General features: G+C 61.7%; 10 protein-coding genes and 1 tRNA gene. 5 read left to right on the top strand and 6 right to left on the bottom strand.

What is annotated here, in order from left to right:
* Positions 1-43 precede the first annotated feature (43 nt).
* A complete protein-coding gene (locus AB4Z19_RS05205) occupies positions 44-1,300 on the top strand; it encodes a TCR/Tet family MFS transporter (protein WP_442026037.1) in 1,257 nt (418 codons plus the stop codon).
* Here AB4Z19_RS05205 and AB4Z19_RS05200 read toward each other — a convergent pair.
* The 3 genes from AB4Z19_RS05200 to AB4Z19_RS05190 all read right to left on the bottom strand — a co-directional run bounded on the left by AB4Z19_RS05200 (position 1,199) and on the right by AB4Z19_RS05190 (position 5,702).
* The gene (locus AB4Z19_RS05200) at positions 1,199-2,515 is read right to left on the bottom strand and encodes a hypothetical protein (RefSeq protein ID WP_442026036.1); all 1,317 of its coding nucleotides are present in this window, start codon (positions 2,513-2,515) and stop codon (positions 1,199-1,201) included. The genes AB4Z19_RS05205 and AB4Z19_RS05200 overlap by 102 nt on opposite strands.
* A 104-nt stretch (positions 2,516-2,619) precedes the next feature.
* Positions 2,620-4,818 carry an acylase gene (locus tag AB4Z19_RS05195; RefSeq protein WP_442034537.1) on the bottom strand — a complete coding sequence of 733 codons (2,199 nt, stop codon included), beginning with the start codon at positions 4,816-4,818 and terminating at the stop codon, positions 2,620-2,622.
* Positions 4,819-4,838: 20 nt separating this feature from the next.
* Complete coding sequence (locus AB4Z19_RS05190; RefSeq protein ID WP_442029985.1) at positions 4,839-5,702, bottom strand: hypothetical protein; 864 nt, start codon at positions 5,700-5,702, stop codon at positions 4,839-4,841.
* A 156-nt stretch (positions 5,703-5,858) separates the two neighbouring features.
* Here AB4Z19_RS05190 and AB4Z19_RS05185 point away from each other — a divergent pair.
* Positions 5,859-5,945 (top strand) — tRNA-Leu (locus AB4Z19_RS05185).
* Between the two features lie 559 nt (positions 5,946-6,504).
* Here the strand turns inward: AB4Z19_RS05185 and AB4Z19_RS05180 are convergent.
* Positions 6,505-7,389: a LysR family transcriptional regulator gene (locus tag AB4Z19_RS05180; protein WP_442026191.1), complete on the bottom strand. Its 885-nt coding sequence runs from the start codon at positions 7,387-7,389 to the stop codon at positions 6,505-6,507.
* Between the two features lie 119 nt (positions 7,390-7,508).
* Here AB4Z19_RS05180 and AB4Z19_RS05175 point away from each other — a divergent pair, with 119 nt between their 5' ends.
* From AB4Z19_RS05175 to AB4Z19_RS05165, 3 genes are all read left to right on the top strand, one after another.
* Positions 7,509-8,189 (top strand): type 1 glutamine amidotransferase domain-containing protein, encoded by a 681-nt coding sequence (locus AB4Z19_RS05175; RefSeq protein WP_442034535.1) that lies wholly within the window; start codon positions 7,509-7,511, stop codon positions 8,187-8,189.
* Positions 8,186-8,479: a putative quinol monooxygenase gene (locus tag AB4Z19_RS05170; RefSeq protein WP_442026189.1), complete on the top strand. Its 294-nt coding sequence runs from the start codon at positions 8,186-8,188 to the stop codon at positions 8,477-8,479. The genes AB4Z19_RS05175 and AB4Z19_RS05170 overlap by 4 nt, the downstream gene beginning before the upstream one ends.
* A 124-nt stretch (positions 8,480-8,603) precedes the next feature.
* A complete protein-coding gene (locus tag AB4Z19_RS05165; protein WP_442026188.1) occupies positions 8,604-10,298 on the top strand; it encodes a methyl-accepting chemotaxis protein in 1,695 nt (564 codons plus the stop codon).
* Here AB4Z19_RS05165 and AB4Z19_RS05160 read toward each other — a convergent pair.
* Both AB4Z19_RS05160 and cydB read right to left on the bottom strand, forming a co-directional pair.
* Entirely contained in the window at positions 10,295-10,408 is a 114-nt protein-coding gene (locus AB4Z19_RS05160; RefSeq protein ID WP_442026187.1) for a DUF2474 domain-containing protein, read from the bottom strand. The two genes, AB4Z19_RS05165 and AB4Z19_RS05160, sit on opposite strands and share 4 nt — an antisense overlap.
* Entirely contained in the window at positions 10,408-11,415 is a 1,008-nt protein-coding gene (cydB, locus tag AB4Z19_RS05155; protein ID WP_442034533.1) for a cytochrome d ubiquinol oxidase subunit II, read from the bottom strand. Before cydB ends, AB4Z19_RS05160 begins: the two co-directional genes overlap by 1 nt.
* Between the last annotated feature and the right edge of the window lie 2 nt (positions 11,416-11,417).

Raw genomic sequence — 11,417 nt, 5'->3', positions numbered from 1 at the left:
GCGGAGCACGTCGACTCTGCCCCGGCCCGCACTAGCTCAGAAAATGAAAAACGCTTATCTGCCCATTTGGGCGACGGCCGCCATTGATGGTGTCGGCATTGGGCTTGTCATGCCCATCTTTCCCGGCCTGCTGCGGCAGGTCGGCCAGGAAGCCAACTTCGGTTGGCAGTACGGCCTGTTCCTCTCGATCTACTGCCTGATGCAATTCGTCTGTGCCCCGCTAATGGGCAGCCTTGGCGACCGCTTCGGACGCCGCCCGGTATTACTGGCGTCCCTGGCCGGCATCACGATCGACTACCTGTTCATGGCGGTGGCGCCGACCTTCTGGCTGCTGCTGATTGGCCGCGCGATTTCAGGCGCGGCGGGTGCAAGCATTTCCGTGCTGTCCGCCACGATTGCCGACATCACGCCAGAGGAAGACCGCGCACGCCGCTTCGGCCAGTTAAGTGCTGCGATGGGCGTGGGCTTCATTGCCGGCCCCGTGATCGGCGGTGTGCTGGGCGACGTGTGGGTGCGCGCGCCCTTCATCGCAGCAGCGGCGCTGGGCTGCATCAATCTGCTCCTGGTCCTGCGCTTCCTGCCTGAATCGCGCCCTGCCAATGCAACGACGGAGCCGCACGGACTGAATCCTTTCGAGCCTTTGCGCTGGCTGCTGCGCTTCCAGTCGCTCGGCCCCATGGTGCTGGCGTTCGGCGCGGTTGCCGTGGTGGGCCAGGTTGGCGGAACCATCTGGGTACTGTACGGCCAGGACAAATTCCACTGGGACGGCATGACGGTCGGCATATCGCTGGCCTGCTTCGGTGTGTTCCATGCGCTGGCCCAGGCTTTCGTGGTTGGCCCGATTACCTCGCGCTTTGGCGAAAAGCGCGGCCTGCTAATTGGTATCGTCAGCGACAGCGCGGCCTATATCCTGATCGCGCTGGCAGGCCAGGGCTGGATGGCGTTTGCGCTGATGCCGCTATTTTGCGTGGGCGGCACGGCAGTACCGGCTCTGCAATCGCTGCTGTCGGCGCGCGTGGGACCGGAATTCCAGGGACGCTTGCAGGGTGTGCTGGCCAGCGTCGGCGCGCTGGCATCGGTGGGCGGACCGCTGCTGCTTAGCCCCCTGTATGTCGCCACACGCGACACCTTCCCCGGTACGGCATGGATTGCGGGCGCCGCGCTGTACCTGTTCTGCCTTCCCGTCTTCTTCACCCGCTCAGTGGATAGTGCGGCTGGGGTCAGCAACGTTGAAGACGCGCCGGACAAAGCTCTCCAGCGCCAGGAATACGCCTTCGACGCCGAAACCCGCGATGAATGAGAGCGCGGAGCTGCTCAAGCCCCAGTTGCCCAGCAAGCTGATTTCGGCGCCCGGCGTCTGGCCTGACGGGTTGATGAACAGCGCGATGCAGGCGCCGATTGTCGCCCCCAGCGCCAGCTGCAGCAGCGCCAGCGTGTAATCGCGCGGCGACAGCAGGCTTTCGCGCATCTTAGCCCACAGCCCGCGCACCACAGCAGCTCCCGCGCCGAGAATGCCGTAGCAAAGCGGCAGCACGGCGGTGCCGACCACCAGCGTGACGATTTGCGCCAGTTCTTCCGTGCCGCGCTTCTGGATCTCCTCCACAGCCTTTTCGTGCGGAGTGCTGAACCAGGCGGACACGCGGCCATAGCAATCCTTCCATGGCTGGAGCCAGTTGCGCAGATTGGTGCGCACCGCGGTCATTTGCGTTTCAATCTGGCGGCGCCGCGTGCACAGCTGGTATTCCTCGGTATTGCGGTAATGCGCGAGGCCCGCTTCGTCCACCGCCAGGCAATACTGCACCGCTTGTACCGGCTCCGGCGTCACAGCCCCGGATTTCGCACGGCGCGCCTGTTCGTCGGACGTGAAGCGCAGTTCGGCGTCGCTGATGGACTTCACCACCGCCGCATGCTGCTGCGACAGTGCGTCCAGATGCTGCAGGATCACGTTGCCGCCAGTGACGTGCCACGACATCACACAGGTCAGCACCAGCCCAATCAGGAGCAGCAGCACGATCAGGAACACGCGCCGGTTAAAGCGCTTGGCTGCATCGATCAGGCCCGGAAAAGCGTAGCGTGCGAGTGTGAGACGGGTAGGCATGTCCCAATAGATTGCGTGGCGTGGCCGCAGCGGTGCAGCATCGTGGCCACGATTGCCGCGGTAAGCCAGATTGCGGAACCAGTTACGCAGTTTGCGCGGGTTTTCTTCGCCAACCACCATCAGCGTGAAGGCGATGGTCATACCGGTGGCGGGACGCGCCACGGCATTCAGCCTGTCCTTCGCGCACAGTAGCCTGACGGCCTGCAGCACGCGATCGGTGTCGCTTTCAGCAGGCGTGAGGCCGATGGCGCAAAGTTCTTTGATGTGGGGTGAACCATCATCGGCGATGCCGTTGCCGTAAAGGCTTTTGTCCCAGCGGCCGGAGATGTGATCAAGGAGGAGGAAGACTTCATTCAGCTCGCGCACGAAAATGAAGTCTTCGATTTTCTGACTGTGGCTTGCGGTATTCGAGGACATGGCGGCCTCCCAACTGAGCGGACCTGCAGCACATTGTGCGCCGATCCGCCTTGAGAAAAAGCCATATCCCCCCTACCCTGTTTGAGCTGGCTCAAACAATCCGGTCATTCACCCGGATGGTACTTGCGCTCAAGATTCTTTTCGATGTCTTCTTTGTAGAACAGCACATCCTTGAACTCACCACGCGCATACATTTCCGCCTGGTCGGTGAAGTGCGGCGATGCAGGGTCGCCGCTCTCGCCGCCCGCCAGAATGCTCTTGGCGCGAATGTGCGGACCGAATTCCACCGCTGCCACGAAGCTGTTGCCGCGCTCACCGTAAATGCGCTTGGTGTGCGGCTTGGACGTCATGCCGAAGGCCGCCAGCGAGCCCCAGTTGCCCGATGCGAATGCGACCGGGATGCTTGGCTTGCTGTCGTCGAAGGGCTGCACGATGTCGCCGGTCAGGCGCTGGAAGCGGTTGATTTCGCCCCATGGCGTCTTCCAGGTGCCGAAGTCGTTATCCAGCTTTTGCGAAGCGCGCACCAGGGCTTCCAGGCGCTGCTGCGGCGTGACACTGGTGGCCAGATAGTCCAGCACCAAAACGCCTTTCGTTTTGGCCTCCGGGCCGTAGACCTTCACCAGATCCTGCATCCAGTAGATGGCCAGCGAAGTCGGGATGGAGTTCAGCGTGTAGCGCATGTCCCAGTCGCGCAGCAGCGAGATCTGCTCGGTCAGCGAAGCCTTCGCCAGGTCGCTGGCCGGCGCCTCGTCATAAGCGCGCACCAGCAGCGGCAGCAGCGGCTCGAAGGCGGTCAGCTGGTTGTCGTAAGCCGATGCGATCAGGCTCTCCAGCGTGAAGTCCTTTTTGTTCTGCAGCACGCGCACGGCGTGGATGCCGCGTGCGTTCTCTGGATTCATCGACATATAGGCCGGATAGTCCTGCGGACGCGGGCTGTATGCGCCGGCGGCGGAGAATGGCCAGTTGTTCGTATTCTGAATCCAGCCATTCTTCGGATTGAAGAGCTGGATGGTGTCTTTCACCGCGTGAATGCCCTTCCAGTCCGTGGCCGGATTGCTGCCATCCACCGGTTTGGTGTAATCGAACCTGGTATCGCGGACTGGCACGAAGTTACCGTGGAAGTAGGCGATATTGCCATCGGCATCCGCGTACACTGTGTTGTTGGACGAATTGGTGCGCAGCTCCATCGCCTTGTAGAAGGCCGCGTAGTTGCGGGCTTTCGTGCGGATGAAGGATTGCGTCAGCGCCTTCAGTGGCTCGTTCATGAGCGCCACGGAAACCCATTTGTCGCCTTCCTGGCGCACTACGGGACCGTGATGCGTGAAGTAAGCGGTAACGGTTTTCTCGGCCATACCTGTTGGCGTTTTGTATGGCAGCTTGATCTCGCGCGTTTTCACTTCCCGCAGCTCGTCGCCGTATTTGTAGAAGAACTTGCCGTCCTTCTCGACGATGGTTTCCAGGAACTCGTCGATCACATCGCCGCCGCCGGACGTGTGCATCCAGCCCAGGCGATCGTTGAAGCCCTGGTAGACGAAGAACTGGCCCCAAGTCACGGCGCCATAGGCGTTCAGGCCTTCGCTGCTGACCACATGAATCTCGGGACGGAAGTAGAACGAGGTGTGCGGATTGATCATCAGCAGCGCGTGGCCGGTCTTGCTCAACGCCGGTGCGATGGCAAAGCCGTTGGAGCCTGCTGGTTCTTTATCCAGATCGCTGCCGGCGTGCGCCAGCGACGGCTGGGGGCGCTTGGCGTAGAAGGCCTGCAGCGGCTCCAGTTTCACTTCTTCGATATCGCCGCCGATGCTGCCTTCGCTGAAGCTGAGCGCCATCCACGGTTCGAAATAAGTGAGCAGCTGCGGCTTCACCTGCGGATGCGTGTGCAGGTAGTAGTTCAGGCCATCGGCCCAGGCCACCATCAGCTTCTTCAGCCACGCCGGGCTGGCTTTGTACTGTGCCTTCAGCACTTCCGGATCGATGAAGAGCTTCATGCGCAGATCCTGCGGCAGTGCCTTCTCGCCCTCCACTTCGGCCATGCGGCCCATGGCGTTGATGAAGTTCGTTTCAACGCGGTGGAAGTCATCCTCGGACTGGGCGTAGATCATGCCGAAGACCGCGTCCGCGTCCGTCTTGCCGTAAATGTGCGGGATGCCCCATTTGTCGCGCATGATGGTCACGCGCTTGGCGACCATTTGCAGGCGCAGCGCTTCGACCGCGCCGACCTGGCTGGTCGCAGGAGCTGGTGCGGCCACTGCCGCAACGGGAATGGCACAAAGCGCGGCAAGCGCGGGACTCAGTCGGGGCATACTCTCTCCAAGTTTTTATATCAGGATGCGTCTACCAGCATCGCGATGCGTTCGCGCAGCTCGGCGTTTTCAGCCCGCAGCGCGGCATTCTTCTCTTTTAATTGCGCCACTTCGTTGCGCAGCTGTTCCACTTCGCTCAGCGGAATCGTGCGCTCGCCCTCCCATGGCGCGCTGCCGTCCGACTCCCTCGCCTCTTTCGGCGGCTTCGCAGGGCGGTTGGCGGCGCGCTGCTCGCGGATCTCTTTTGCCGCCTGCTGCAAGAACTTGCGTCCGCCCTGCACCGCCGAGACCTGGTCCGCTGCGGGCAGCGAGGCAACGGTTGCGGCAGCGTTGATCGAGATCGTCCCAGCCCGCACCGCTTCCACCAGTTCAGGCGTGGCGCTCTTCTGGATCTTCTCGATCTGGGTCAGCGTGTTGCTCGATACTCGCGCAGCGCGCGCGATGTCCTCACGCGAAGTGCGGACTTTCGGCGCAGGCGCGGCTTCCACTTCCTCCGCGGTCGGCTCGGGCGGCGCGATCGCCGCGTCTTCGGCCTTCAGACGCGCGGTTTCTTCCTCGGCGCGCTGGGCGAGAATGTCCTTCTTGCGCAGCGCGAGCACGCCGCGCTGGAAGTCGGACACGCTGCGGCGGCCCAGATGGTTATCAATCATCCACAGCATCACATCTTCGATGCTCTGGAATTGGGTATTCTGCGTGACCTTGAACGGGATGCCGTGTTTCTGGCAGATGCTGTAGCGGTTATGGCCGTCCACCAGCACATCGTTCCACATAACCAGCGCGTCGCGGCAGCCTTCGGCCAGCAAGCTGCGCTCCAGGGCTTCGTGTTCGGCTTCGGTCAGCGGGTCAATATAAGCGCGCAGGACTTCGTTGATCTGTATTTGCATGCTCGGGATTCCAGACGTATTTCTTCGACCCGCATGCTACACCAAACGCTGAACAGTCCCAAGTTGAATGATGGTCCATTGCCACTATTTCAACTTCCGCACTCTAAGGCGGCTCTGGATGTTAACTAACAAGCATGTCATAATAGCGGGCTCTGTGCCCCGATGGTGAAATTGGTAGACACACCGGACTTAAAATCCGTTGGCCGCAAGGCCGTGCCGGTTCGATTCCGGCTCGGGGCACCAGAGACCTCTATGCCGGGTGACAATTCGAGAGTTTATTCTCTCTTCCGTTCATTAAGCTGATTGAGCAGCGCCTACACTCCGCTTGTCGCTGCGTCGCTTATGGAGGAGCGAATGCCGCGCCCTGTCCAGCCTCGCATCCCCACTTTCCCAAAGCCATATCTCATTCAACGGGCGGCCGTCCATGCTCCGCCTGTTTACCATCCGTCCAGCTTGCTACGAACCGTGCAGCGGGCGGAGGCGAAGAAATCAGAAGGGCCGCAGGAGAAGCTCAATGAGATGGCGACGAAAATCCACGCCAAGGCGGGCGGGACAAGCTGCAGCGGCGACGCGGTATGGCATTGCAGGCAGTAACGTGCCCCGATGGAGTGGCCGCCGCGCGAAACACCTTGCCAGAAATGGAAGAGTCCCGAATTCCTCGCAGGCGATGAGAATTCACCTACCACCGCGGCCTATCCTTGGTACTTCTTCAAAGATGAAATCGAAGGCAAGCGCTTAACATTTCAGACGAAAGCAGACTTCGACGATTGGGTCAAAAAGCGCACATCGTGACTAATCCAGACTAAGCATCTCCGGCGCTCGCCAGCAGGAAGTCGCGCAGCAGCCGAGCGCTGGGGCCGACGCGCTGCGAGTGGACCAGATAGATTTCCAGTGGCGCGGTAGCGGCCTCGGGTAGCACGTGGACCAGTTCTCCGGAAGCGATGAGCGCTGCGGCATCATAGGCCGGCAGCCGCGCCAGGCCTTCGCCCGCCAGTACGAACGCCAGCCGCGATGCGGCGCTGTCGGTCACGACATCTCCCTGCAACGAAATCTGCATCCCCTGCAAGGTAAGCGTACGCTGGCTGGGCGGATAGATGACCCAGCGGTGCTGTTGCAGCCCTTCTATCGACACCGGCGCAGGGTGGCGGCGCAGATAGGCGGGTGACGCGCACAACATGGTCGGCTCGCGCAGCAGCCGGCGCGCGACCAGATTGGAATCAGCCAGCGGCCCCGCGCGTACCGCCAGTTCGATCCCCTGCTGCACCAGATCCACGTTGGCGTCGTTCATCGCCACGTGCAGGCGAATTGCAGGATAGCGCCGCCGGAACTCCAGCAAGACGGGCAAGATGCGCTTGCTGCCGAAATGGTGCGAGCATGTGATGCGTACCTCGCCGCGCGGCTCTTCGCGCAGCAATTCCATGCCGCGAATGCCGTCGTGCGCTTCGTCCAGCAGCCGTTCACAGTGCACACGGAAAGCCTCGCCAGCCGGCGTCAGGCTGAAGCTGCGCGTACTGCGCTGGGCCAGCGGCACGCCGAGTTTCATTTCCAGGGTCTTCACATGATGGCTCACCACTGCCCGCGTCAGTCCCAGCGCGCGCGCACCGGCCGCGAAGCTGCCATGGCGCACCACTGTCGCAAAGATGGCCATGGCGCGCAGTTCATCAAGGATGGGGGAAGAATTGTCCATTAGGCGATTGTATTACTTTTTTTGACATTGAGTCAGCATACTGGCGCCTACTCGAAGCCGCCCAGGCAGCCTATATTGCTCACGTACGTAGCACATTTCTTGAGCAAAAGGAGAGCATCATGAGCGTGAAACATGTCCTGTTTATTTTGACAAATGCAGCCGAAATCGGCCCCAACAAACGTGCCACCGGCTATTTCTTCCCTGAAGTCGCCCACCCTTACGAGGTGTTCGATGAAGCCGGCATCGCAGTCGAATACGCCTCCCCCTTGGGCGGCACGCCACCGGAAGACGGCTACGACGCCAACGACCCGGCACAACTGGCCTTCCGCAACAGCGCCGCCATCCGCCGCATGGCCCACAGCCGCAAATTGTCGGATGTCGACGTGAACGACTACGACGCAATTTTCTTCCCCGGCGGCCTCGGCCCGATGGTCGACATTGCCCACGACCCGGACGTAAAGCAGGCTGTCACCACCGCCTGGAACGCCGGTAAGATCGTCGCGGCAGTCTGCCACGGGCCCGCCGCTCTGCTCGGCGTGACTGCCCCCGACGGGACGCCACTAGTCCGTGGCCGAAAACTGACCTCCTTCTCCAACGCGGAAGAAGCGGGCTATGCCCAGGCCGACGTACCGTTTAAGCTGGAAGACGCACTGCGCGAAGAAGGCGCAGATTATTCGGCCGCCGATGTGTGGCAATCCAAAGTGGTGGTGGATGGCCTTTTGATGACCGGCCAGAATCCAGCCTCGGGCGGCCCGCTGGCACGCGAAATCGTCAAAGCACTGAAGGGAGAAGCAAAATGAGCGAAGAAATCACCGTAGTCGCCCGCTGGCAGCCAGCCGAAGGCGCCCTGGACGAAGTGCTGTCCATCCTCGCGGAACTGCGCCCGAAGTCGCTGGCGGAAGCAGGCTGCCTCGGATACGAGGTGTACCGGCACGCCGAACAGGCCAACACCCTGTTGCTGGTCGAGCGCTACTGCGATAACGCAGCGCTCGAAGCCCACAAACAGTCGGAACACTACCGGCAGCTGGTACTCGCCCGCGCCCTGCCCTTGCTGGCAGATCGCAAGGTGGAGCTGTTAAAGCCGCTCTGACAAAAAAAGAAAACACCCGCGTGGCTCTGCCAGCGCGGGTGTGACATTTGGTGAATCTATTTCTACTTTTCGTCATCTAAGCTGGTTGAGCGGCATGACGCCGCGCCCAAGCGAGGAGGATGCGATGCAAGTATCCAATCTAAGAATTGGCACACGGCTTTACATGGGGTTTGGTGGCGTCGTCCTGCTGATGTTTGTGCTGCTGACGGTCGCCTACAACAACTTCTCCAGGCTAGGACAGGCCAATGGCATGAACATCCACACCTACGAGGTGCTGGAAGAAGTCAAAGGAATGCTGTTAAGCCTGGTGAATATCGAGACGGGCGAGCGCGGCTTTGCCCATACCGGCAACGATGCATCGCTGGAGCCCTTGCACAACGGCCGCAAGGAATTCCAGGCGCATTTCGACAGGACCCGGACACTTACCTCCGACAATCCACGCCAGCAGCAACGCTTGCAGCAGCTGGATGCGGCGCATCGCCAATGGCTGGAGACAGCGGTGAACCCGGTCATCGCACTGCGCCGCAACGTCACCAGCGGCAGCGCCACAATGGATAGCGTGGTCGACTTCGAAAAAGCTGGCAAAGGGAAGCTGGGGATGGACGCCATGCGCGTCATCCTGGCGGAAATGGACAAGGAAGAACGCGCCCTGCTCGGCCAGCGCGCCGAAGAAGCCGCGGCGATGAAAACGCGCACCGGTGGCGTCATCATGATCGGCGGCTTGCTGAACACGGTGCTCGCGGCCGCTCTGGCGATCTGGCTGACGCGGAACATCACCAATCCCCTGAACACGGCCGTAGAACTGGCCAAGCGCGTGGCCAAGGGCGACCTGACCGCCAGGGCCGACGCCAGATCCACCGATGAAACAGGCCAGCTGGTCGCGGCACTACGCGACATGACAGGCAACCTGTCGCGTATCGTGGCCCAGGTCCGCAACGGCACGGGCGCCATCGCGGCGGCATCGGATCAGATTGCATCCGGCAATATGGACTTATCCGAACGCACCGAACAGCAAGCCAGCTCGCTGGAAGAGACGGCATCGTCGATGGAAGAACTGACATCGACCGTTCAGCAGAACGCGGATCACGCCCGCCAGGCCAATCACCTCGCCACTTCCGCTTCCGAAGTGGCCCAGAAAGGCGGCGCCGTGGTGTCGGAGGTGGTACAGACCATGGGCTCGATCAACGAATGCTCACGCAAGATCGTGGACATCATCAGTGTGATCGATGGCATCGCCTTCCAGACCAATATCCTGGCGCTGAATGCGGCAGTGGAGGCCGCGCGCGCCGGCGAACAGGGACGCGGCTTCGCCGTGGTGGCCAACGAAGTGCGCACCCTGGCGCACCGCTCCGCCAATGCGGCCAGGGAAATCAAGGCACTGATCGGCGACTCGGTGGAGAAAGTCGAAATCGGCAGCAAGCTGGTGGACCAGGCTGGCGTGACGATGGCCGAGATGCTGGTGAGCGTCAAGCAGGTTTCGGAAATCATTGCCGAAATTGCGGATGCCAGCCAGGAGCAGCGCGACGGCATCGAGCAGGTCAACCAGGCCATTGTGCAGATGGATCAGACGACGCAGCAGAATTCCGCGCTGGTCGAAGAGGCCGCAGCGGCGGCCAGCGCGATGAAGGAGCAGGCCAGCGAGCTTGACCAGCTGGTGTCGACATTCCGACTGGACCCGTCGCTGACGGGCGGCGCCACCGCGCCACGCCGCGCCGCCAGCGTAAGCCAGCTGCCGTCCAAACGGCCCGCACCCAGGGCGGTCCCGATCATGCCGCCAGCTGCCCTGGCGAAAGCAGCCAACGACTGGGAAGAGTTCTAAGCGCTCAGCCCCGCAGCCCGCATGGCGAGCCGCATGAGGAACGCAACGACACCAAGGGCGGCGACGCTGGCCGCCCAGATCAGCACCATCCAGCCAAGGCGCTTCCACATCAGTGATACCCCTCGCCCAAGCGCACCTTGCCGCGGAAAACATAGTACGACCAGATGGTGTACATCAGGATGATCGGGATGATCAGCAGCGCGCCAATCAGCGCAAAGCCCTGGCTCTGGGTTGGCGCCGCCGCGGCCCAGATCGAAATATTCGGCGGCACGATGTTCGGCCACACGCTGATTCCCAGGCCGCTATAGCCGAGGAAGACCAGTGCCAGCGTGTAAAGGAAGGGGCTGACGTGATGGCGCCTTGCCACGGAGCGCCACAGCAGCAGCGCACTGGCCGCGACCAGCAGCGGCACCGGTGCGAACCACAGCATATTCGGGAAGCTGAACCAGCGCTCAGCGATGCGCGAGTCGATCAAAGGCGTCCAGATACTGATGATGGCGATGGCGGCCAGCAGGCCCCACACCAGCAAGCGCGTGATGCGGTAAGCATGGGCTTGCAGTTCGCCTTCTGTTTTCATGATCAGCCATGTGCTGCCTAACAGGCCATAGCCAACCAGCAGCCCCACACCGGTGAACAGGGAAAACGGCGATAGCCAGTCCATCGGACCGCCGGCAAAGCGTCCGTCAACGATATTGAAGCCCCGGATGTAGGCGCCAAGCGCCACGCCCTGCGCGAAGGTGGCGAGGGCCGAGCCGCCGATGAAGGCCTTGTCCCAGAAGTGGCGCTCATGTTCCAGTGCCTTGAAGCGGAACTCGAAGGCCACGCCGCGAAAAATCAGTCCGATCAGCATGAAGATCAGCGGCAGGTAGAGCGCACTCAGGATCACCGCGTAGGCCAGCGGGAATGCCGCCAGCAGGCCGGCGCCGCCCAGCACCAGCCAGGTTTCATTGCCGTCCCACACCGGCGCCACCGTGTTCATGATCACGTCACGCTCTTCCTTCTGCTTGAAGAAGGGGAACAGCAAGCCGATGCCGAGGTCGAAGCCGTCCATCACGATATACATCATGATGCCGAACAGGATGATGACGGCCCAGATGATTGACAAGTCAACGCCCATGA

Source organism: Pseudoduganella sp. RAF19 (assembly GCF_052114165.1).
GTDB lineage: Bacteria > Pseudomonadota > Gammaproteobacteria > Burkholderiales > Burkholderiaceae_D > Rugamonas.
Note: the sequence above shows the minus strand (reverse complement) of the source record. Positions and strands in the feature narration are given on the sequence as shown.

Coding starts and splice junctions, on each gene's coding strand:
- AB4Z19_RS05200 (WP_442026036.1), bottom strand. CDS start 2,515: ATGTCCTCGAATACCGCAAGCCACAGTCAGAAAATCGAAGACTTCATT.
- AB4Z19_RS05195 (WP_442034537.1), bottom strand. CDS start 4,818: ATGCCCCGACTGAGTCCCGCGCTTGCCGCGCTTTGTGCCATTCCCGTT.
- AB4Z19_RS05190 (WP_442029985.1), bottom strand. CDS start 5,702: ATGCAAATACAGATCAACGAAGTCCTGCGCGCTTATATTGACCCGCTG.
- AB4Z19_RS05180 (WP_442026191.1), bottom strand. CDS start 7,389: ATGGACAATTCTTCCCCCATCCTTGATGAACTGCGCGCCATGGCCATC.
- cydB (WP_442034533.1), bottom strand. CDS start 11,415: ATGGGCGTTGACTTGTCAATCATCTGGGCCGTCATCATCCTGTTCGGC.
- AB4Z19_RS05175 (WP_442034535.1), top strand. CDS start 7,509: ATGAGCGTGAAACATGTCCTGTTTATTTTGACAAATGCAGCCGAAATC.
- AB4Z19_RS05170 (WP_442026189.1), top strand. CDS start 8,186: ATGAGCGAAGAAATCACCGTAGTCGCCCGCTGGCAGCCAGCCGAAGGC.
- AB4Z19_RS05165 (WP_442026188.1), top strand. CDS start 8,604: ATGCAAGTATCCAATCTAAGAATTGGCACACGGCTTTACATGGGGTTT.
- AB4Z19_RS05160 (WP_442026187.1), bottom strand. CDS start 10,408: ATGTGGAAGCGCCTTGGCTGGATGGTGCTGATCTGGGCGGCCAGCGTC.
- AB4Z19_RS05205 (WP_442026037.1), top strand. CDS start 44: ATGAAAAACGCTTATCTGCCCATTTGGGCGACGGCCGCCATTGATGGT.